Consider the following 21809-nt stretch of genomic DNA (forward strand, 5'->3'; position numbering starts at 1 on the left):
TTAAAAAGGCAAATCATCAAAATCATCAGAAGATAAAGAAGGAGATGTGATAGAAGTTTTATTTGAAGTTCCTACAGAACGAGAATGATGTTCTATTCTCCATCCTTGTATGGAATTAAAATATCTGATAATTCCTTCAGGATTTGTCCATTCCCTTCCTCTAAGATTGATGAAAATTTTTACTTTATCTTTTGGTTTTATATTTTCTAACAAATCCACTTTTTCTTGAATAAATTCAATTAATATATTTTGAGGATACGCTTCTTCAGTGGTTATAACTATTTCTCTTTTTTGAAATCCACTATCAAATTTTTGAATATCAAACAGTTTTTTTACTATACCTATGATTTCCATAAAATTTAAAATTTATTTTTTTTTACTGTTATTCTTTTTTTTTTTAAGAGTTTCTCCAATTTGATTAGAAATATTAAATGAAGTAATCATATTGTTTAACATTTCACTAGCCGATCCCGGTGAATTAGGTAATAAAATTAAATTAGTATTTCCACTTTCCCCCATAGACTGAAGAGTATCGTAATGTTGTGTAACAACGATCAAAGCAGAAGCCTCTTGTGAATTAATTCCTACATTATTTAATACTTCTACTGATTCTAGAATTCCTCTAGCTATTTCTCTACGTTGATCTGCTGTTCCTTTTCCTTGCAATTTTTTACTTTCAGCTTCTGCTTTTGCTTTAGCTACAATTTTAATTCTTTCGGCTTCTGCTTTATATTCAGCTGCTACTTTTTCTCTTTCAGCTGTATTAATACGATTCATTGCCTGTTTTACTTGATCGTCTGGATCAAGATCTGTAACGAGTGCTTTAATTATAGAATATCCATAATCTAACATAGATCCTTCTAATTCTCCTTTAACGGCAAGGGCTATATGATCTTTTCGTTCAAAAACATCATCTAAACGCATTTTTGGAACTTCTGCTCTAACTACATCAAATATATAAGAAGTGATCTGAGCATGAGAATTGTCCAATTTATAAAAAGCTTCATATACTTTATCTTTGATGACCTTGAATTGAACCGATACTTTTACTTTAACAAAAACATTATCTTTTGTTTTCGTATCTACTAATACATCTAATTGTTGAATCTTTAATGTAAGTTTTCCTACTATATTGTCTATAATGGGAATCTTAAAATTCAATCCAGCATGACGAATACTATGAAATTTTCCCATTCTTTCAAGAATAGCTGCTGTTTCTTGATTTACTATAAAAATAAAACTAGAAAAAATAGATAAAATCAAAATAGCTAACACTCCATAAAATAGAAAACTGAAAATACTCATATTCAAAAAATTTATAACAATCCTAGTTCTAAACGAGCTTCTTCGCTCATAAATTCCCTACTCCAAGGTGGATCAAATGTTAAAACTACATCAACTTCTTTCACTTTTTGTATAGATTTAACTTTATTCTTAACTTCTAAAGGTAAACTTTCTGCTACTGGACAATTAGGAGTTGTTAGAGTCATTATTATTTTAATTTTATTTTTTTCAAAAACTTTAACATCATAAATCAAACCTAATTCATAAATATCTACTGATATTTCTGGATCATATATACTTTTCAACACAGAAATGATACGTTCTTCTAACGAACAATCTTTATTCATTTCCTTATTTATTATTTATTAAAGATCCAAATTGATCAAAATAACGAATAGGATAACCTAATTTTTTTAGGTTAGGTAATATATCTTCAGCTTTTCCGACAATTATAATTCTACCATTTTTCGTTAAAAAAAACTTTTTACATGATTGATGTATGTTATCTATAGTAACTGATTCTATTTTATTTAAATAATTTTTATAAAATCCACTTGGAAGATTATTTTTTAATTCACATATGAAAAGATCACTAATTCTATTAGGATCTTCAAAATCAAGAATAAATTGACCACTCATCTCTTTTTTCTTGATATTTAATTCTTCCAAAGAAATTTTATTTTCTGTTATTTTCACAATTTCTTCTATAATATCTTTTATAGCTTTTTCTGTCACTTCATTTCTTACTTGAGTATAAACTGAAAAGTAACCAATATTTCTATCAGATTTCAAAATAGAATAAGCTCCATATGTATAAGCCTTTTTTTCTCTAAGATTTAAAAATAAACGACTTTGAGGACCTCCTCCTAAAATTCCATTCGCTAATATAGAAGAAAAATATTCAGGATCATTTTTTTTTAAACAAACCGGACCCCCAAAACAAATAGACGATTGAGTTAAAGAAGGAATATCTACTATATTTATTTCTATTTTAGATGGGACCACATATTCCTTAATAAGAATATCATCTGTATATGATTTTTTTTTCCATTTAGAAAAATAAAGATAACATAATTTTTCTGCTTCTTTTTTAGATATATCTCCAATAAAAGAAAGATAGGAAATATTTGGAATATAATATTTCTCGTACAATTTTTTTAAATCATGAAGAGTAATATTTTTAATTGTATCATGAGTTTCGTATTCTCCATAAGGATGATTTTTACCAAAATATAAAATATTTCGTACTCGTTGTAAAATAGCATTTGGATCCTTTTCTGAAAGATTAATATCTATAATTCTTTGTTTGATTATTTTATCTAATTCTCTAAAATTATCAAATTTACTATTCATCAAAATATCACTCATTATAGATACAGACTTCTCCAAGTGCTTTTTCATAGTGAAAATAGATATTTCAGAAAAAGAAGTGTATAAACTACACCCCATATGATCAATAATATCGTCTAATTCTTCTTTGGTATAATTTTTCGTACCAGAACGAATCATTTGACCAAAAATTTTTTTTATTCCAGCCTTATCTTTCTCTAAAAAGGGTTTGCAATCTAACTCTAACCCAATTCTAACTAAAGGAAGTTTATGGTTTTCTACGATTAAAACTTTTAATCCATTTTCCATTTGAAAAAATTTAGGTTTTTCAACATTTATAGTCGTCTTTCTTTTAAGAGACCTAGGTGGTATACTTCGATTAAATATATGAGCAAACATAATTATTGTATGAAAAAAAATTATTACAGTAAGGATAATCTTTACAAAAAATTTATTTTTATTTATCTGTGTTATCGTTATCTGGGACATTATATAAACGAACTCTATTATTTTTATTTAAATATTTATTAGCAACTCTTCTTATATCTTCTATAGTTATTTTTTTATATTTTTTTATATCAGTATTAATTAAATCAGCATTATTATAATATAAATAATAATGAGATAAATTAGCTGTTATTCCACTCATAGAATAATTGTCAGAAATAAATTTCTTTTCAAAATAGTTTATTTGTTTTTCCAATTCATATAGTGTTATTCCTTTCTCTTTTAAAAGATCTATTTCTTCATCTATTATTTTGGTTAATTGATCTAATGTAATTCCAGGATTTATTAATCCATATATAACGAAAATTCCATAATCTTCCATTGTATCTAAAAACGAACCAGCATAAGAAGCGATTTGTTTTGTATTTACAATATTTTTTATTATACGAGAACTTTCTCCAGAAGACAATATGTGATCAATAATTTTTAATACATAAGAATCTTTGCTTGTAAGTTTTGGAACTCTATACGATAAAAACACTCCAGGAACTTTAGTATTTTTATCTACGTAAGTAAAAAATATTTCTTTTTTCATCGGTTCTTCTTCTATTTTCTTCATTTTAAAATCCATTTTTCCTTTAGGAATAGATGAAAAATATTTTTTAATCAATATTCTAGCTTCATTCATATCAAAATCACCTGATACAACCAGAACAGCATTATTTGGAACATAGTAAGTTTTATAAAACTCTTGATAATCAGCTTCTGTAGCTGTATCTAAATCTTGATCTAATCCAATAATTGGATATTTATATGGATGTTTTTTGAATAACAAAGAAGGAACAATTTCAGAAATTGCTTTTACATATGGTTGATTTTCAATACGCATCTTTTTTTCTTCTTTTACAACTTCTCTTTGTATATTAATGCTTTCTTCATCAACTTTCGCATGAAGCATTCTTTCTGATTCTAACCATAAAGCTAATGGAAGACGATCAGATGGTAATATCTCATAATAACAAGTTTCATCATGATTTGTATAAGCATTATTCTTTCCACCATTAGAGGCTATATATTTGAAATATTCTCCTTTTTTAACGTTTTTTGAGCCTTCAAACATAAGATGCTCAAAAAAATGAGCAAATCCTGATTTTCCAGGAGTTTCGTTTTTACTTCCTACATGATACAAAACGGAAATAGAAACTAAAGGGTGCGTCTTATCTTGATGTAAAATGACATGTAACCCATTTGATAATTTTTCTTCAAAAAATTTAATTTTATATAAATCTTTAGAATAATTAAAATTTTTGGAACTTAAAAAATTTAATACCATAGTTGCTAACATTAAGAAAATAAAATAAATCCTATTCATTTCATGAAACAAAGTTAAAGATTAACAAAAGAAATTTACGAATTTTTTTTTCCAAAAAATGGGATTTTTTTCTTTTATTCTATTTTTGTTGTATAAAACAGTTATGAATTCATTATAAATAATAATTAGTTTAGCATGAAAAGAATTTCGTTTTTTATTTTCATTTTTTCTTTTTTTTTAATAGGAGAAGGGAAACTAAAAGCTGAGACTGATACAATAAAAGGAGACGTTGAAAATGGAACTGAACTTTTTAAAAAAAATTGTACAGCATGTCATTCTCTTGATTTAGAAAAAAAAATGATAGGGCCTGCTTTATACGGTGTTACTGAAAAAAGAAGTCGTAAGTGGTTACACCAATGGATCAGGAATAATAAATCTTTAAGAGAAAATGGAGATAAGGAAGCCATATCAATTTATGAAGAATATGGAAATATAGAAATGAATGCGTTCCCTCAATTATCTGAAAAACAAATAGATGATATTTTATTTTTCATAAAAAATAAAGATTCGATAAAAAAAAAAGAGAATCGTAAAATAAATCATTATGAATATGAAACCAATAATGAAGAAAAGCAATTCTTAGTAAAACTAATTATTTTTTGTTTTTTTATTCTATTTTTAATCTTGCTTTGGATTGTATACAAAATACAAATTTTAAATAGGTTAATCCATAAAAGTGAAGGAAAGACAAAAGTTTCCATTTTTATTTGTATAAAAGATTTTATAATAAATGTTTTATATCAAAAAATATTAGGAGATGATAAAAAAAAGTGGTATTTATTTTCTTGTTTTACGGGATTTTTTTTCCTATTGGGGACATATGAAACTTGGAATTTTTTAATGAAAATAGATGTAAATAAAGGATATAAACCTAAACAACCTATTTATTTTTCTCACAAAATTCATTCTGAAATTAATCACATTGATTGTCAGTATTGTCATTCCTCGGCAAAATATGGAAAAGTATCTGGAATTCCTTCAGTTAATGTTTGTATGAATTGTCATATTACTATTCATGAATATAATGGAGATTATTTGGAAAAAGGAAAAAGTAGAGATGAATATAACAGAGAAATACAAAAAATATATAAAGCTGTAGGATGGAATCCAGAAACAAGAAAATATTCTGAAAAAACTTATCCTATTCAATGGATACGTATTCATAATATGCCGGATTTTGTCTATTTTGATCATTCTCAACATGTCATTACAGGAGAAAAAAAGATCAGAAAATTAAAAAAAGTAAATTTAGTTTGTAATGCTTGTCATGGAGAAATACAAAAAATGGATACAGTAGAAATGTCTAATGATTTCACCATGGAGTGGTGTATATCTTGTCATAAAAATGTTGAGATAGATACAAAAAATAAATATTACAAAGAATATTTTCCAAATAAAAAAAATAAAAAAATAACTGTTGATATGATTGGAGGGATTGAGTGCGCTAAGTGTCATTACTAAATGAAAGAAAGTAATTAATTTAAAAATTATTATGAAATTTAATAAAAAAGATAAAAAGGAAAAAATATTAGAAGATTACAATCCTATTAAAAATCTCCTTAAAGGGGAAACATCTAGACGTGACTTTCTTAAATGGTTAGGTTTTAGTACCGCTTCAGTAACTTTATCCGCATGTAAAGGTCCAGTCATCAAATCTATTCCTTATGTAGTGAAACCTGATAATATAACTCCAGGAGTTCCTAATTATTATGCATCAACTATGATTGACTCTTTCGATATTGGAAGTGTATTGGTTAAAACGAGAGAAGGTCGTCCTATAAAAATAGAACCCAATTTTTCTTCTGAATATTTTAATACAACTTCTGCTAGAATTCAATCTTCTTTATTATCTCTTTATGATGAAGAAAGATTAAAAAATCCTTTTTTAAAAGGAAAAAAAAGCTCTTGGAAAGAGATAGATAATTATATTATTCAAAAATTGAAATATTTATCTAAAACAAAAAAAGATATAATTTTTCTTTCTCATTCTTTTCCAAGTTTTTCTACAAAAAAATTGATTCAAGATTTTAAAAAAAAATATCCTTATACTAAATGGATCACTTATGATCCAATTTCATATTCCAAAGCTTTAGATGCTTCAGAAAAAATATTTGGAGTTCGTGGATTTCCTATTTTTGATTTTAAAAAATCAGAATTAATAATTTCCTTTGATGCTGACTTTTTAGGAGATTGGAGTCCAGAAAATATGTCAAAATCTTATGCCTCTAACAGAAAACCCAAAAGAGGAATGATACAACATATTCAAATAGAAAGTAATATGACAATAACAGGAGCTAACGCAGATGTTCGTATATCGAAAAAACCTTCTATTATAAAAAAAATACTGATTGAAGTTTTTCAAAAAATTTTTTTTGGAAAAAAAACTAAAGATAAAAATGCACAAAAAATAGTTTCATTAATAAATAAAATGGGATCTAAAAGTGTTATTTTTGCAGATGGAGATCAAGAATCTTATGAATTATCTTTTTTAATTAATAGAAAAATTAATAGTCATGCATTACAAAAGGAAAAATATCTTTTTTCAAAAGAAAGTAATGACAATGAATTCAAAAACTTTTTAAAAAATTTAGAAAAGAAAAACATTGGAGGTTTATTTATTCATAATGTAAATCCTATTTATAGTCTTCCATTATCTATTTCTAAAAAAATAGAGAAATTTATAAAAAAAATACCTTTAACAGTATCTTTTTCTACGAATAAGGATGAAACCAATGAAATCATGGATGTATTAGCTCCTACTCCTCATTGGTTGGAAAATTGGGGGGATACTTATCCTGTTACTAATGTTTATACATTAATTCAGCCTACGATTCAACGTATTTTCAATACAAGACAATTTCAAGATTCTTTAATTATTTGGAGTGGAATTAAAGAAAAGAATTATTATGAATACTTAAAAAAAACTTGGGAAAAAAATATTATACCCAAATCTAATGTTTTTTCTTTTAACGAAGCTTTATTTCATGGAGTGGTAAAAATTACAAACGAAAAACCTATTTCAAATAATTTTTCAATTTCAATAGACAAAAAAATACAAGAGTATGAGAAAAATATAGTTCATAAAGAAATAGAAGAAAATTTTGAACTGAGATTATACACTAAAATTAGTATAGGAGATGGATATCAATTCAATAATCCTTGGTTACAGGAACTTCCGGATCCTATTACACGTACTACATGGGACAATTATTTAACTATATCATTTTTTGATGCGAATAAAATTGGATTGAGAAATTGGAATTCTGGAGATGGATCTTTAAATGGAAACTGCATTGATTTAATTAAAAATAATGAAACAATAATCCGAAATATTCCTGTTTTTATTCAACCCGGACAAGCTGTAGGATCTGTAGGTTTATCTTTTGGTTATGGTCAGAAAATAGGAAAGTTATCTAAGATCGTTAATGGAAAAAACGCCTACAGAATTTATGAAAATTTTATCGTAATACAAAACAATATACAAATAAAAAAAGTCAATAAAATACATAAATTTGCTTGTATACAATTATATAATACAACGGAAGGAAGAAATTTAGTAAAAGAAACAGATTTAGATATCTTTTTAAAAGAACCCAAAAAAAATTGGAATGAAGAAGAAAAAATTTTAACCCATGAGGGAATGCTTTCTCAAGAAAAAATTTCTATTTGGAATGAAAATTATGAAAAAAAAGAAAAAATAAATGGACATCATTTTAATTTATCTATAGATTTAAACGCTTGTATTGGATGTGGTGCTTGTATTATTGCATGTCATTCTGAAAACAATGTTCCTGTTGTTGGAAAAGAAGAAATAGAAAAATCTAGAGACATGCATTGGTTACGTATAGATAGGTATTATTTTTCAAATAATAAATCTCAATCTCAAGAAGAAAACATTTATGAAAATCCAAAAATTTCTTTTCAACCAATTATGTGTCAACATTGCGAACATGCCCCTTGTGAAACAGTGTGTCCAGTTGGAGCGACTTCTCATGGGGAACAAGGTCAAAATATGATGGCTTACAATCGTTGTGTAGGAACTCGTTATTGTGCAAATAACTGTCCTTATAAAGTAAGACGATTTAATTGGTTTAATTATGCTAATAATCAAAAATTTGATTTTAACATGAATAATACTTTAGGAAAAATGGTATTAAATCCAGATGTAGTTGTAAGAACCAGAGGTGTAATGGAAAAATGTTCTTTATGCATACAAAGAACACAATATGTTATAGGAATAGCAAAAAAAGAAAATAGAAAAATTAAGAATGAAGAATTTGAAACAGCTTGCAGTGTTTCTTGTCCTACCAAAGCCATTACTTTTGGAGATGCGAACGATTCTTCTAGTCTTATTTCTAAAAAAATAAAGGATACTAGATCTTATAAACTATTAGATTTTATAGGAGTAAGACCTAATGTATCTTATCTATTGAAAATTAGAAATAAGAAAAAAAATGAAATAGATAAAATGAAATAGATAAAATTATGTTTAATCATGTATGAATCTCCTATAAGAAAACCCCTAATTTTAGGAAAAAAAACATTTAAAAATATTACCGATGATATATTAAATCCTGTAAAAAATAAAGCTGGAAATTTATGGTGGATATCTTTATTTATCTCTATTTTAGCTTTTTTATGGGGATTAGGATGTATTTTTTATACAATTGGAACAGGGATAGGTGTTTGGGGGTTAAATAGAACAATTAATTGGGCTTGGGATATAACAAATTTTGTTTGGTGGGTTGGAATTGGTCATGCTGGAACTTTGATTTCAGCTGTATTGTTGTTATTTCGTCAAAAATGGCGATTATCCATTAATCGTTCAGCGGAAGCAATGACAATTTTTGCAGTGATCCAAGCTGGATTATTTCCTATTATTCATATGGGAAGACCATGGAATGCACATTGGGTTTTGCCTATTCCTAATCAATTTGGAACTTTATGGCCAAATTTTAATTCTCCTTTATTATGGGATGTATTTGCGATTAGCACTTATTTTTCTGTTTCTACAGTTTTTTGGTTTATGGGATTAATTCCAGATTTTGCAATGATACGAGACCGTATATCAAACCCTTTTCAAAAAAGAATCTATAATATTCTTAGTTTTGGATGGGGTGGAACATCAAGAGATTGGCAAAGGTTTGAAGAAATGTCTTTAATTTTGGCGGGTTTATGTACCCCATTAGTATTTTCTGTACATACCATAGTATCCTTCGATTTTTCTACTTCTGTAATTAAGGGGTGGCATAGCACAATATTTCCTCCTTATTTTGTAGCAGGCGCTATATTTTCTGGTTTTGCTATGGTACAAACTTTATTAGGCGTAGCAAGAAAAGTTCTTTCTTTGGAAAATTATATTACAAGAAATCATATTGAGTATATGAATATGATTATATTATTAACAGGAGGAATTGTTTTATTAGCTTATATTTCTGAATTTATTCTGGCTTGGTATTCCGGAAGTCCTTTTGAAAAATTCATTTATTTTTCTGAAGAAGCATCTAAGGGGCCATTTTGGTGGGCTTTTTGGGCTTTGATTATTTGTAATGTTATTATTCCTCAATTTCTATGGATTAAATATGTGCGAAGAAGTTTTTTTTGGTCTTATGTTATCGCTATTATTATAAATATTGGAATGTGGTTTGAAAGATTTGATATTATCGTTTTAAATCTAAGTCATGATTATCTTCCTTCTTCTTGGACTGGTTTTGTTCCTTCATTTGTAGATGTTGGAATTTTTGTAGGAACTATTGGCTTATTTTTTGTTCTTTATTTATTATATATACGTGTTTTTCCTGTTATTTCACAATCGGAGTTAAAAACAATATTAAAATCTGATCATAATCATAATAAAAAATAATGACAATGATATATGTACATGCATTATATAATAATAATAATACGTTAATAAATAGTATAAAAATTATACAGCGTCATAATTATATTATACATGAAGTTTATTCTCCTTTTCCTATTCATAATTTAACTGAACTCTTAAAATTAAAAAAAACAAATTTATCTTTTTTATCTTTTATATATGGATTTTTAGGTTTTTGCATAGCTTGTGCATTAACTTGGTATACCATGATTTGGGATTGGCCTCAAAATATTGGAGGAAAACCCTCTTTTTCTTGGATTAGAAATCTTCCTTCTTTCATTCCTGTTATATTTGAATTGTCTATTTTTTTTTCTGCACATTTTATGTGTATTACTTATCTCATACAATGTCAATTATTTCCGGGACGTATGCCAAAAAATCCGGATTCAAGGACTACTGACAACATGTTTTTAATAGAAATTTATACTGAAAAAAATGACGAAAAATTAGTGAATCTATTAAAAGAAAATGGGGCAATAGAGGTTATGATAAAAAAATACTAAATCCATTATTAATTATCATACATAAAGATTATAAGTATTATGAATAAATATTTTTACGGAATTATTCTTATGATTTTACTGATATTTTTTTTAGAATCTTGTTGGTTTGATAAAACTAAACCTAATGTAGTGTATATGCCTGACATGTATTATTCAGAAGCATATGAACCTTATTCAGATCCTGATTTTAATTACAATAAAAAAGCTAAAAAAATTAAAATTCCATTATTTTTAAAAGAAAAAACTTCTTCATTTTTGCCAGTAAAAGGCACAGTTTCTAGAAGTGATTTATTTTATAATTTAATGGATATCGAAAATAAAGGATTTAATTATTCAAAAAATATAATTAAAAATCCATTATATAATAAGTATGAAGAAAAAGAAATTACAATAAAAAAAGGAGAAAAATTATATCAAATCAACTGTTCTATATGTCACGGAAAAAATGGAGATGGACAAGGAGAATTGGTAAAAAACGAAAAAATTTTAGGAATTCCTAATTACAAAGATAGAGATCTTACTATTGGAAGTGTTTATTATGTTATTACATATGGTAAAAATAATATGAATTCTTATGCTTCACAATTAAATGAAATAGATAGATGGAGAGTTTCAGAATATGTTATGTTTTTAAAAAATAAATAAACATGTATCAATTTTCTAGAACAAATAAAAAAATTATCATTTTTATAATAATCGTAGGTTTTATTTTCATTTTTTTGGATAAAATATTTATTGATAATAAAAAAAATTTTACAATTTTTTCAAAAGAAAAAAAATATTCTATTATAAAAAATCACAACCCTTGTACCGTATTATATATTTCTATTTTTTATTTCACTTCTATATCTCTAGGAGCATTGTTTTTTTTAGGGATACAAAATGTTTCACAATCAGGTTGGTCCGTCATTATTCATCCTATTATGGAGGAAATTTCTTCTTTTATTCCATATGGGGGTTTTATGGTTATTATCATTTTGTTATTAAATACGATGGATATCGTACATATATTTCATTGGATGGATTCCAATTTATATAATCCAATTTCTTTAAAATATGACAAAATTATTGCAAACAAAAAAATATTTTTGAATATTCCATTTTTTTTAATAAGAAGTGTAATTTATGTGTCAGTATATAGTTTTTTTTATTTAAGTATTAAAAGTATATCTCGTACATTATATATATCACATTCTTTAAATGATTACAAAAAATTATATTCTAGATCTATTATTTTTGTTATATTTTTTTCCATCATTTCTATATTTATGATATGGGATTGGGTTATGTCTTTAAATCCACATTGGTTAAGCACTTTATTTAGTTGGTATGTTTTGAGTAGTTTTATTATAACAGGAATAAGTACGATTACAATAATAGCTATTTATCTATCCAAAAAAGGATATTTTCCTTTATTCAATAACAATCATTTACATGATTTAAGCAAATATTTATTTTCTAGTAGTTTGTTATGGACTTATCTTTGGTTCTCACAATTTTTACTTTATTGGTATGGAAATATTCCAGAAGAAGTTATATATTTTATAAAAAGAGAAAAAATATATAATTTCATTCATTTTTGGATGCTGATTCCTAATTTTATAATTCCTTTTTTTGGATTAATTAGTAGTAAAAATAAATCAAATTACAGAATAGTCTTTTCAGTATCTTTAGTCTTACTCATAGGACACTATATAGACATATACAATTTAATAGCTCCAGATGTTAATGAGGGAATCAAACTTTGTATATTCGAAGTAATAGGTTCTTTGTTAATAATAGGAGGATTTTTTATTTATATTTTATTTTCAAATTTGAATAAAAGAAAATTAAATTCTTCTGAAGGGAATCCTTTTTTCAAGGAAAGTAAAAATTACAAATATCCTTATATGTAAATGTTTTAAAATAAAAATTCATTAAAATATTAATAATCAATAATTGTTATTTTTTATCTTTTACAAAATTCATGATAGATCTGTTAGAACCAAAAAGAGTTAATATATCTCCTTTTTGTAAAACAGTGTTTCCTGTAACTAATCCTATAACTTTTCTTGTAGGAGTCCCTTTAGAAGACATTGGATTATTTATATCTCGGATTACAGTAATTAAAGAAACGGAATATTTTTGTGTCAATTTCAAACTTTTTACAGATTTCCCACTAAAAGAATATGGAGAAAAAACTTCTGCTATAGAATGCTTATTATCTACTCTAAAATAATCTAAAGCATAATTAAAAGATATTTGTTTAGTTAATCGAAATGCGGCATCTTGTTCTGGATGTATAACATCATTAATTCCCATAGCTTCTAATATTGTATCATGTATTTTTGATAAAGATCTACTCACGATTCTTAAATTCTTATACTTTTTTTTAAGGATAGCTGTCGTTACTATTGAGGACCCCTCGTTTTCTCCAATAGCTACAATACCTAAATCTGCTTGTTTAATAGGCAATACTTTATAAGCCGCTTCATTATTTGCATCCATACATACTACGTTTGCTATATGATCTTTCAATAAATCTACTTTTTCCATTTTATGATCTATCCCAAATACTTCATGTCCATTATCTGTTAAATTAAGAGCTAAAGATCTTCCAAAATTTCCTAACCCTATAATTATAATTTTCATATTCTTCTTTATCTTAATTTAATTAATAAGAATATTCCCTCTAGGATACCTATAATAATGATGGGAACCTATTTTATTTTTTCTTAAAAAACCAATCATGACATTAAAAACTCCTATTCTTCCTAATAACATTAAAAATATTAAAACTAATTTACTTCCGTTTGATAAATTAGAAGTAATACCTAAAGATAATCCTGTTGTGGAAAAAGCAGAAAAGACTTCAAAAGAAACAGATAGAATATCTTCTTTTGGATCTAAAAGAATTATGATTAATATACTTATGTATATTACCATTAGAGATAGCATAATAATTGAAAAAGATAATCGAATAGATTCCGAAGATATTTCTTTTCTTTGTATTTCTAATCTATTTTTTCCTCTAGACAAAGAAATAATATTCATTAATGCTAATGCAAAAGTACTCGTCTTTATCCCTCCACCAGTAGAAGCTGGAGAAGCTCCTATCCACATTAAAAAAATAGTAAAAAAAATAGTAACTGGTGTTAGAGTACTCATATTTAATACATGAAATCCTGCAGTTCTAGATGTAGCTGAAGAAAAAAACGAAGCGATCCATTTACCATGAAAAGAATGATGTTCTGAAAGAGAAAAATGATACTCACTTATATAATAAAAAAGAGTTCCAAAAAAAAGCAAAAAAAAAGTAGTCAATATCACAATTTTTGTATTTAAAGTTACTACATGTGCAGGACGTCTAAAATCTTCATCTTTAAAAATTTTTAAAAAATATTTTTTTACAGTTAGCCATATATATGTAAAAAAATTGAACAAAATATTAAAACCTATCCCACCCAATATTAATAAAAAAGCAATAATTATCTGCAATAAATAATTAAATCTAACAGATTCTGAATATAATCCTTGACTTAAAGTAGAAAATCCACTATTGCAAAAAGCGGATATAGAATGAAAAATAGAAAAAAACAAAATACTATCAGATTCTATTATCTGTTTATTTTTAATAGAAAAATAAATTAATAAAGTTCCTATAAATTCTACTGTTAAAGTAAACATGACTACTTTTACAGCTAAACTAAGAACGTTACTTGTTGTTTTTGTGTTTAGAAAATTACTAACAAAAATAGCTTCCTTAAAAGAAAATCCATCTCTGAAAAAATAACTAAAAAAAGAAGTTATAGTTAAAATACCTAGTCCTCCTAATTCTATTAATATAAGTATAAAAATTTTTCCTAAATATGTAAAATCCTTAGCTGTATCTAATACGCCTAATCCCGTTACACACACAGCACTAGTAGAAGTAAATAAAGCATCTATAAATGATATTTTATTGACTGTAGATGCAGGAAGCATTAATAAAGCGGATCCCAAAAAGGATAAAAGAACAAAACTTGTAATAAATATGAAAGCAGGACTATGAATTTTTACGTATACTATTCGCATAAAATAAGTGATACGAATTAACACATATAGAATCAAACTAATAAGTGTTGATATTTTTATATCTTCAGTTATTCTTATGTTATGGAATAAAATTTTTACAAAAGAAAAAATAAGAGAAAGTCCTAATATGAAAAAGGATAAAAAAATCATGGATCTATAACCTTTTTCAAGGTTTTTATCAAAAAGAATAAAAAAGTGCAAAATACTCATCATTAATACAATTCCTAAAAGAATTTCTACATTAAAAAGTCTAAAAGTTTTCCATCCTAAAGAGATAATTATATAAATAAATATAATTGGAGTAGACATATCCAAAAAATTTCGTAATCTAATTTGGATCATAATTTTTTTATGAAATCCCTTTTTATTTTTTCTAATATTTTTATTTCTATTTCTTTTAAAATATTTTCAATACAAATACATTGAAAGCCAATTGTATCATAATTAGATCCTATTTTTTTGTGCATTTCATCTAATCTCAGTTTAGATTATGGCAAAATAATCAATTTTATTTTTAATCTCAGCATGATCTCCTATAGGATTCATGCATCCATTTTATAAAACTTAAAAAAAATTGACATTACATATATATGCAGATTATATAATTTAATGAATTTAAAAATAAATAATATTAATTATTTTGAATAATAATACATGATTTTTTTTATATTCTAAACGTTTTAATCCTACTCAGACAGCCTATTTATTTTTATTACTTAACTCAAGTAGAAAATCATTTGTATGTTATGTATTATTTGTTTGAAAAATATTTGATTTAAGAAAACGTTGAATTTTTTTTCCATAAAAATGGAGATATGTATTTTTCATTATTATTTATAAATAAAAAGGAATAAATTTTTCAATGTTATTAAACTCTTTTTTACAAAATTTTTTGTAGGAAACTAAAGCCATATCCATTGCAGATGGTATTTTTTTATATAAAAATCCATTTTTTACTAATTTAGTATCTATAATAGGAATATTTCCTATGAAATATATTTTTTTATATTTTGATAATAAAGATTTTAAAAAATCGTTATCAAATTTTTTTATCTGAATAGGTTTCAATCTTTTTTTTGATTCATTAAATAATGAAGTATAGAAAAAATCAGATTTAGCATGTATCATAGGAATCAAAAATCCTTTTTTTATATCTATTTTATAACTCATTATAGTTAATGTATCTATAGATAACAAAGGAATATCTAAAGCAAAACATAATCCTCTAGCAGTAGATGCTCCTATTCTTAAAGAAGTGTAGGATCCCGGTCCTTTGCTTACACAAATAGATTTTAAATCCTTAATATGAATTCCGGAAATTTTTATAGCATATTCTATAAATGTATGTAATTTTTCTGAATGAAAATATTCTTTATAACATTCTTCTACAGAAGTTAAACATATTCCATTTTTAGCAATACTGACTGAACTATTTTTGGTAGAAGTTTCTAAATTTAGAATTAAAGACATATATAAAATTTTTTTAAAATTAATGTATTCAAAAAATAAAATGATAAAAACAGAAAAAGTAATTAAATATATTGTTTCCTGGTTAAAAGAATATATTAAAAAATCTAAATCTAATGGTTTTATTATTGGTATATCTGGAGGCATTGATTCTTCAGTAACATCTTTTTTAGTAGCTATGACAAAATTTCCTACTATCGTATTAGAAATGCCTATTATGGAAAATAAAAAAAATTTTTTGTCTATGAAACATGCAAAATTTTTAAAGAAAAAATTTTCAAACGTTCATTATCTAGAAAAAGATTTATCTTCTTTATTTACGGTTTTTTGTCATATCATAAATAAAAATAATGTTGAAGATTCAAAATTATCTTTAGCATTAGCTAACGTAAAATCTCGTATTCGAATGATAACTTTATACTATTATGCTAATGTAAAAGATTATCTTGTTGTTGGAACTGGAAATAAAGTGGAAGATTTTGGGGTAGGTTTTTTTACGAAATATGGAGATGGAGGTGTGGATTTACATCCTATAGCTGATCTAACTAAAAGTGAAGTACGTTTTTTGGCTAAAAAATTAAATATTCTTGATGAAATCCAAAAAGCAAAGCCTACGGATGGACTTTGGGAAGATAATCGATCAGATGAAGATCAATTAGGAGCTACTTATGAGGAATTAGAATGGGCTATGAAGGTTATGAAAAAAAAAGACTATCCGTTTTCCGAAATAGAATATAAAATTCTAAAAAAATATCAAATTTTACATCAGAAAAATAGACATAAAATGATTCCTATTCCTGTATGTAAAATTCCTTATAATATAAAAAAATAATAATGAAACTTCGAGTAAATATTACAACAGAATCGTTTTCGTAACTTTGTTTTTCATGGATCAATATATGTATGTATGATGGAAGAAAAATATAAAAAAATTTTAAAAAAAGAAAAATTGACTCAAAAATCTAATTCGATTTTAAATCGATCAGTTGATACAGATCCTGTTTTTCAGCATAAGGATGTTTGCTTTATGACTGATGAAGAGAAGATTGAAAAAATTAAAAAACATTTTTTTCAGATTATGAAGATTTTAGGTTTAGATATGAACGATGATAGTTTACGTAAAACACCTAAACGAGTAGCAAAAATGTTTATACAAGAAATATTCAGTGGTCTGAATTCTAAAAATTCGCCTAACCTTTCCATTTTCGAAAATAAATATAAATATAAACAAATGTTAATAGAAAAAAATATAACAGTTTATTCCACTTGTGAACATCATTTTCTTCCTATTGTAGGTAAAGCTCATGTGGGTTATATTTCTAATGGAAAAGTAGTAGGTCTTTCTAAAATTAATAGAATTGTAAATTTTTATGCAAAAAGACCACAAGTTCAAGAACGTTTAACTATACAAATTGTTCAATATTTACAAAAAATGTTAGATACACAAGATGTAGCTTGTGTAATAGAAGCAAAACATTTATGCGTAAATTCTCGTGGAATTAGGGATATAGATAGTAGTACTATTACTACTGAGCTAATAGGTTCTTTTAAAAAAAATTCAGAAATTCGAGAAGAATTTTTGCATCATATTGGAATTTCTTAAATGATAAAAATGGAGGATAAAAATTTTCAAAAAGAAAATCGAAGTCACATAAAAATATATAATTCTTTAACAGGAAAAAAAGAATTGTTTCATCCGATTCATAAAGAGCATGTTGGTATTTATGTATGTGGTCCTACGGTTTATAATCACTTACATTTAGGTAATTGTAGAACTTTTATATCATTTGATATTGTTTTTCGTTATTTAAAACATTTGGGATATAAAGTTCGTTATGTAAGAAATATTACTGATGTTGGACATATAGAAAATGAGGTTTCTGATACAGAAGATCAAATTTCTAAAAAATCTCGTATAGAAGGACTTGAACCTATGGAAATTGTTCAAAAATACACTCTTTCTTTTCACAATTTATTAAATATTTTAAATGTATTACCTCCAAGTATAGAACCTACAGCGACAGGACATATTATAGAACAAATAGATATGATTCAAGAGTTAATTAAAAAAAAACTGGCATACGAAATAAATGGATCTGTCTATTTTGATTTGAAAGAATATAAAAAATCATATCCTTATGGTATTATTAGCAGAAATAAAATTGATCAACTTTTTCATAAAAAATTAAAATTTTTAGAGGAAAAACGTGGATTTCAGGATTTTTCTCTTTGGAAAAGAGCTCATTCTAGTCATATTATGAATTGGAATTCTCCATGGGGAAAAGGATTTCCTGGTTGGCATATAGAATGCACTGCTATGAGCACAAAATATTTAGGAGAAACTTTTGATATTCATGGTGGAGGAATAGATCTTAAATTTCCTCATCATGAATGCGAATTAGCTCAAGCTATAGGTCTTTATAATAATAAAAATTCTTTTGCACATTACTGGATGCATACTAATATGCTGACTTTAAATGGAAAGAAAATGAGTAAATCTACAGGTAATTTTTTGGAATTAAAAGACATCATTCACAATAGTGAAATTTGTGAAAAAACTTTTTTTCCTAATATTTTTAGATTTTACATTTTACAATCCCATTATAGAAATGTTATGGATTTTTCCAATAAAGGAATTACAGATGCTGAGAAGGGATATCATCGCATAATGAGAGCTATAGAAATATTAAAAAATTTTGAACAACCTAAAATATCTGAAAATAGATTAATAAAAAATAGTTTTGATATATATCATTGGATAAATATTTGCTATCAAGCTATTAACGATGATTTTAATATTCCTTTATTAATTACTTACTTATTTGAAGCTGTCCGTATTATTAATACTTCCCTTCATAGTATGGACATATATCATGTTAATTTATTAAAAAAGTATATGATTTATTTTGTTTTTGATGTTTTAGGGATTCAAAAAATAAATCATCACGAAGAAAACTCTAAAAAATTAAAGATACTCACTGAAAGATTAATCAAATTTCGTGCAGAGGAAAGAAAACAAAAAAATTGGATTATTTCAGATCAAATTCGTAAAGAATTGTCTTACATAGGAGTTTCATTACATGATGAAAAATTTTTACAATGATTTTAAAGCCTGATCAAGATCTTCTATAAGATCTTCTACGTTTTCTATTCCAAGAGATAAACGAATAAGAGAATCTTGGATTCCTGCATTGATTCTGACTTCTGACGGGGTAGATTTGTGAGTCATAGTTGCTGGATGACAAATTAAACTTTTTGTCCCTCCCAAACTTTCTGCTAACTTAAATATCTTTGTTGAAGTTACAATTTTTTTTGCTGATTCTATTGTATTTTTTTTAAGACTAAAAGAAACAACTCCTCCAAAATACCGTTGTTGTTTTACTGCAATAAAATGATTTTTATGATGAGATAATCCAGGATAATAAACTTTATCTATTTTAGAATTTTTTTTATCTCTTAAAAAAGAAGCGATTTGAAACGCATTTTGAGATTGTTTTTTGATACGTAAATATAACGTTTGGCTTCCTCTTATAGTTAACCAACAATCAATAGGAGATAAAACCCCACCCGTTGCATTTTGAATATACTTTAATTTTTCATATAAATCTGTACTCTTTACAGTAATTAAACCTGCTAATACATCTGAATGTCCTGCTAAATATTTTGTAGCACTATGAACCACTATGTCTGATCCTAGTTTTAAAGGATTTTGAATAGCAGGAGAAGCAAAAGTATTGTCTACAACAACTAAAATTTTGGGATTTTTTTTCTTAGATTTTTTGCTAATATATTCTATATCAGATATTTTTAAAGTAGGATTTGTTGGAGATTCTAACCAAACTAATTTCGTTTTATTAGAAATAGCAGAAATAGTTTTTTCTGCATCTGTTGTATCTACAAATTTAGTATTAATACCTAATTTTTTATACAAATTTAATAAACGAAATGTTCCTCCATAAATATCATCGACAGCTACTATTTCACTTCCACTTTCTAACAATTTTAATATAGCATCTACAGATGCTAATCCAGAAGAAAATGCTAAACTAGCATGACCATATTCCAAATGAGTTATTAAATTTTCCAGTATTTTCCTTGTAGGATTATTAGTTCTAGTATAATCAAATCCTTTGTGAACGCCAGGAGATTCCTGTACGTAAGTTGAAGTTTGATATATTGGAGTAGATATTGCTCCTGTAAGAGGATCAGATAAAATGTTTTGAATAAGCCTTGTTTCTTCCTTCATCGTTATAATTATAAAATTTCGTACATACGGATTGTATACAAATGTACTAAAAATGAAAATATAATTTTTGTAAAAAATTTTTTTTATACAAAAACAACATATTTTTTTGAAAAAATATAAATTTGTTTCCTAAATTTTTCTATTTTTGAATGACTTCAAAAAAATAATGTGTTCTTTGTTCTTTTTTTTGTCTTTATTTTTATTTGTAAAATCTGATAATGAAAATCAGAAAATAAAAAATGGAAAAGAAAAAAAAGAGAAGATGGATATAGCTAGTACTATTTTTGATCATGTAAATGATTCTCATGAATGGCATGTTGCAGGGACTCATAATCATGGTATTATTTTTTACTTACCAGTTATTTTATGGAATAATGGATTAGAAATTTTGTCTTCCTACAAATTTTCATGTGGTAATGTAGTAAAAGGAAAATATGGATATTATAAGATGTTTAGAGAAAAAATATATAAAACCAATTATCTCGGATTATTATATATAGATCCAAAAGGAATTCCAAAAAATGATAAACCTTGGGATTTTTCTATTACGAAAAATGTAGTATCTATTTTAATGTCTTCTTTTTTATTGTCTTATCTTTTTATACGAATGAAATGTAGTTATCAAAATCATCAAATTAATAAATGGAGTTTAGGAATTTTATTGGAGTTTATAATTTTGTTTATAAGAGATGAAATTGCAATTCCTAATATTGGTAAAAAATATAAAACTTTTCTTCCTTTTTTGTTAACATCCTTTTTTTTTATATTAATTAATAATTTGATAGGTATGATTCCAGGCTTTCCAAATGTAACAGGTAATATAAATATTACATTAGTATTAGCTGGTATGACATTTATTGTCACCAATATAAATGCAAATATGAGTTATTGGAAACATATTTTTTGGATGCCAGGAGTTCCAATGGGAATTAGATTATTATTAGCTCCTATAGAATTTATTGGAATTTTTATTCGTCCATTAACTTTATGTATTAGATTATTTGCTAATATTACTGCTGGACACATAATTATTTTAAGCTTCATTTGCCTCATTTTTATTTTTAAAAATTTTCTCATTGCTGGTTTTTCCATAATTTTTGGTTTTTTTATTTCTTTGTTAGAAATTATGGTTGCATTTTTACAAGCTTTTATATTTACAACTTTATCTGCTTTACTTATAGGAACATCTGTTAAAAATTATGATAATGAAACGCATTAAATATTAAC

General features: G+C 25.5%; 20 protein-coding genes. 10 read left to right on the forward strand and 10 right to left on the reverse strand.

Going from position 1 to position 21809, the window contains the following annotated elements; translation table 11 throughout:
- Genes H0H74_RS00285 through H0H74_RS00305 form a run of 5 tightly spaced genes read right to left on the reverse strand, consistent with a single transcriptional unit; the run spans nucleotide 1 to nucleotide 4432 of the window.
- Nucleotides 1-354, reverse strand: coding sequence for a DUF3127 domain-containing protein (locus H0H74_RS00285; RefSeq protein WP_185849273.1), 354 nt, complete (start codon nucleotides 352-354; stop codon nucleotides 1-3).
- Between the two features lie 12 nt (nucleotides 355-366).
- Complete coding sequence (locus tag H0H74_RS00290; RefSeq protein WP_185849274.1) at nucleotides 367-1305, reverse strand: SPFH domain-containing protein; 939 nt, start codon at nucleotides 1303-1305, stop codon at nucleotides 367-369.
- A gap of 11 nt (nucleotides 1306-1316) precedes the next feature.
- Nucleotides 1317-1631: a DUF59 domain-containing protein gene (locus tag H0H74_RS00295; protein WP_185849275.1), complete on the reverse strand. Its 315-nt coding sequence runs from the start codon at nucleotides 1629-1631 to the stop codon at nucleotides 1317-1319.
- 4 nt (nucleotides 1632-1635) lie between these two features.
- On the reverse strand, nucleotides 1636-3012 hold the full coding sequence (locus H0H74_RS00300) for a M16 family metallopeptidase (protein ID WP_238784097.1): 1377 nt from the start codon (nucleotides 3010-3012) through the stop codon (nucleotides 1636-1638).
- Between the two features lie 58 nt (nucleotides 3013-3070).
- The gene (locus tag H0H74_RS00305; protein ID WP_185849277.1) at nucleotides 3071-4432 is read right to left on the reverse strand and encodes a M16 family metallopeptidase; all 1362 of its coding nucleotides are present in this window, start codon (nucleotides 4430-4432) and stop codon (nucleotides 3071-3073) included.
- Nucleotides 4433-4567: 135 nt separating this feature from the next.
- Here H0H74_RS00305 and H0H74_RS00310 point away from each other — a divergent pair, with 135 nt between their 5' ends.
- From H0H74_RS00310 to H0H74_RS00335, 6 genes are read left to right on the forward strand one after another with little or no spacing between them, the layout of a single operon-like run.
- On the forward strand, nucleotides 4568-5893 hold the full coding sequence (locus H0H74_RS00310; RefSeq protein ID WP_185849278.1) for a c-type cytochrome: 1326 nt from the start codon (nucleotides 4568-4570) through the stop codon (nucleotides 5891-5893).
- Between the two features lie 31 nt (nucleotides 5894-5924).
- Nucleotides 5925-8909, forward strand: a complete 2985-nt coding sequence (locus H0H74_RS00315) for a 4Fe-4S dicluster domain-containing protein (protein ID WP_185849279.1) — start codon at nucleotides 5925-5927, stop codon at nucleotides 8907-8909.
- A gap of 18 nt (nucleotides 8910-8927) precedes the next feature.
- Nucleotides 8928-10295 carry an NrfD/PsrC family molybdoenzyme membrane anchor subunit gene (gene nrfD / locus H0H74_RS00320; RefSeq protein ID WP_185849280.1) on the forward strand — a complete coding sequence of 456 codons (1368 nt, stop codon included), beginning with the start codon at nucleotides 8928-8930 and terminating at the stop codon, nucleotides 10293-10295.
- Nucleotides 10295-10816 carry a DUF3341 domain-containing protein gene (locus H0H74_RS00325; RefSeq protein WP_185849281.1) on the forward strand — a complete coding sequence of 174 codons (522 nt, stop codon included), beginning with the start codon at nucleotides 10295-10297 and terminating at the stop codon, nucleotides 10814-10816. The genes nrfD and H0H74_RS00325 overlap by 1 nt, the downstream gene beginning before the upstream one ends.
- 39 nt (nucleotides 10817-10855) lie before the next feature.
- A complete protein-coding gene (locus H0H74_RS00330) occupies nucleotides 10856-11461 on the forward strand; it encodes a c-type cytochrome (protein ID WP_185849282.1) in 606 nt (201 codons plus the stop codon).
- Between the two features lie 2 nt (nucleotides 11462-11463).
- Nucleotides 11464-12711 carry a hypothetical protein gene (locus tag H0H74_RS00335; RefSeq protein WP_185849283.1) on the forward strand — a complete coding sequence of 416 codons (1248 nt, stop codon included), beginning with the start codon at nucleotides 11464-11466 and terminating at the stop codon, nucleotides 12709-12711.
- 46 nt (nucleotides 12712-12757) lie between these two features.
- Here the strand turns inward: H0H74_RS00335 and H0H74_RS00340 are convergent, their stop codons facing one another.
- The 4 genes from H0H74_RS00340 to tsaB all read right to left on the reverse strand — a co-directional run bounded on the left by H0H74_RS00340 (nucleotide 12758) and on the right by tsaB (nucleotide 16339).
- Complete coding sequence (locus H0H74_RS00340; protein WP_185849284.1) at nucleotides 12758-13447, reverse strand: potassium channel family protein; 690 nt, start codon at nucleotides 13445-13447, stop codon at nucleotides 12758-12760.
- Between the two features lie 18 nt (nucleotides 13448-13465).
- Nucleotides 13466-15211 carry a TrkH family potassium uptake protein gene (locus H0H74_RS00345; protein ID WP_185849285.1) on the reverse strand — a complete coding sequence of 582 codons (1746 nt, stop codon included), beginning with the start codon at nucleotides 15209-15211 and terminating at the stop codon, nucleotides 13466-13468.
- Entirely contained in the window at nucleotides 15208-15336 is a 129-nt protein-coding gene (locus tag H0H74_RS03160) for a hypothetical protein (protein WP_262886989.1), read from the reverse strand. The genes H0H74_RS00345 and H0H74_RS03160 overlap by 4 nt, the downstream gene beginning before the upstream one ends.
- A gap of 367 nt (nucleotides 15337-15703) precedes the next feature.
- Nucleotides 15704-16339, reverse strand: a complete 636-nt coding sequence (gene tsaB / locus H0H74_RS00350) for a tRNA (adenosine(37)-N6)-threonylcarbamoyltransferase complex dimerization subunit type 1 TsaB (RefSeq protein ID WP_185849286.1) — start codon at nucleotides 16337-16339, stop codon at nucleotides 15704-15706.
- Between the two features lie 40 nt (nucleotides 16340-16379).
- Between tsaB and nadE the strand changes: the two genes are divergently transcribed.
- From nadE to cysS, 3 genes are all read left to right on the forward strand, one after another.
- A complete protein-coding gene (gene nadE / locus H0H74_RS00355; protein ID WP_185849287.1) occupies nucleotides 16380-17168 on the forward strand; it encodes an NAD(+) synthase in 789 nt (262 codons plus the stop codon).
- 75 nt (nucleotides 17169-17243) lie between these two features.
- A complete protein-coding gene (gene folE / locus H0H74_RS00360; RefSeq protein WP_185849288.1) occupies nucleotides 17244-17939 on the forward strand; it encodes a GTP cyclohydrolase I FolE in 696 nt (231 codons plus the stop codon).
- Between the two features lie 9 nt (nucleotides 17940-17948).
- Complete coding sequence (gene cysS / locus H0H74_RS00365; protein WP_185849289.1) at nucleotides 17949-19439, forward strand: cysteine--tRNA ligase; 1491 nt, start codon at nucleotides 17949-17951, stop codon at nucleotides 19437-19439.
- Here the strand turns inward: cysS and H0H74_RS00370 are convergent.
- Nucleotides 19431-20582 (reverse strand): trans-sulfuration enzyme family protein, encoded by a 1152-nt coding sequence (locus H0H74_RS00370; RefSeq protein WP_185849290.1) that lies wholly within the window; start codon nucleotides 20580-20582, stop codon nucleotides 19431-19433. The genes cysS and H0H74_RS00370 overlap by 9 nt on opposite strands.
- A 166-nt stretch (nucleotides 20583-20748) precedes the next feature.
- Between H0H74_RS00370 and atpB the strand changes: the two genes are divergently transcribed.
- Nucleotides 20749-21801, forward strand: coding sequence for a F0F1 ATP synthase subunit A (gene atpB, locus H0H74_RS00375; protein ID WP_185849291.1), 1053 nt, complete (start codon nucleotides 20749-20751; stop codon nucleotides 21799-21801).
- Nucleotides 21802-21809 lie beyond the last annotated feature (8 nt).

Origin of the sequence: Blattabacterium cuenoti, assembly GCF_014251315.1 — a bacterium.
In the GTDB taxonomy this organism is placed as follows: domain Bacteria; phylum Bacteroidota; class Bacteroidia; order Flavobacteriales; family Blattabacteriaceae; genus Blattabacterium; species Blattabacterium cuenoti_AJ.

What these genes read in the sequence shown, in the direction of transcription:
- H0H74_RS00285 (WP_185849273.1), bottom strand. Translation starts at nt 354, where the DNA reads ATGGAAATCATAGGTATAGTAAAAAAACTGTTTGATATTCAAAAATTT.
- H0H74_RS00290 (WP_185849274.1), bottom strand. Translation starts at nt 1,305, where the DNA reads ATGAGTATTTTCAGTTTTCTATTTTATGGAGTGTTAGCTATTTTGATT.
- H0H74_RS00295 (WP_185849275.1), bottom strand. Translation starts at nt 1,631, where the DNA reads ATGAATAAAGATTGTTCGTTAGAAGAACGTATCATTTCTGTGTTGAAA.
- H0H74_RS00300 (WP_238784097.1), bottom strand. Translation starts at nt 3,012, where the DNA reads ATGTTTGCTCATATATTTAATCGAAGTATACCACCTAGGTCTCTTAAA.
- H0H74_RS00305 (WP_185849277.1), bottom strand. Translation starts at nt 4,432, where the DNA reads ATGAATAGGATTTATTTTATTTTCTTAATGTTAGCAACTATGGTATTA.
- H0H74_RS00310 (WP_185849278.1), top strand. Translation starts at nt 4,568, where the DNA reads ATGAAAAGAATTTCGTTTTTTATTTTCATTTTTTCTTTTTTTTTAATA.
- H0H74_RS00315 (WP_185849279.1), top strand. Translation starts at nt 5,925, where the DNA reads ATGAAATTTAATAAAAAAGATAAAAAGGAAAAAATATTAGAAGATTAC.
- nrfD (WP_185849280.1), top strand. Translation starts at nt 8,928, where the DNA reads ATGTATGAATCTCCTATAAGAAAACCCCTAATTTTAGGAAAAAAAACA.
- H0H74_RS00325 (WP_185849281.1), top strand. Translation starts at nt 10,295, where the DNA reads ATGACAATGATATATGTACATGCATTATATAATAATAATAATACGTTA.
- H0H74_RS00330 (WP_185849282.1), top strand. Translation starts at nt 10,856, where the DNA reads ATGAATAAATATTTTTACGGAATTATTCTTATGATTTTACTGATATTT.
- H0H74_RS00335 (WP_185849283.1), top strand. Translation starts at nt 11,464, where the DNA reads ATGTATCAATTTTCTAGAACAAATAAAAAAATTATCATTTTTATAATA.
- H0H74_RS00340 (WP_185849284.1), bottom strand. Translation starts at nt 13,447, where the DNA reads ATGAAAATTATAATTATAGGGTTAGGAAATTTTGGAAGATCTTTAGCT.
- H0H74_RS00345 (WP_185849285.1), bottom strand. Translation starts at nt 15,211, where the DNA reads ATGATCCAAATTAGATTACGAAATTTTTTGGATATGTCTACTCCAATT.
- H0H74_RS03160 (WP_262886989.1), bottom strand. Translation starts at nt 15,336, where the DNA reads ATGCACAAAAAAATAGGATCTAATTATGATACAATTGGCTTTCAATGT.
- tsaB (WP_185849286.1), bottom strand. Translation starts at nt 16,339, where the DNA reads ATGTCTTTAATTCTAAATTTAGAAACTTCTACCAAAAATAGTTCAGTC.
- nadE (WP_185849287.1), top strand. Translation starts at nt 16,380, where the DNA reads ATGATAAAAACAGAAAAAGTAATTAAATATATTGTTTCCTGGTTAAAA.
- folE (WP_185849288.1), top strand. Translation starts at nt 17,244, where the DNA reads ATGATGGAAGAAAAATATAAAAAAATTTTAAAAAAAGAAAAATTGACT.
- cysS (WP_185849289.1), top strand. Translation starts at nt 17,949, where the DNA reads ATGGAGGATAAAAATTTTCAAAAAGAAAATCGAAGTCACATAAAAATA.
- H0H74_RS00370 (WP_185849290.1), bottom strand. Translation starts at nt 20,582, where the DNA reads ATGAAGGAAGAAACAAGGCTTATTCAAAACATTTTATCTGATCCTCTT.
- atpB (WP_185849291.1), top strand. Translation starts at nt 20,749, where the DNA reads ATGTGTTCTTTGTTCTTTTTTTTGTCTTTATTTTTATTTGTAAAATCT.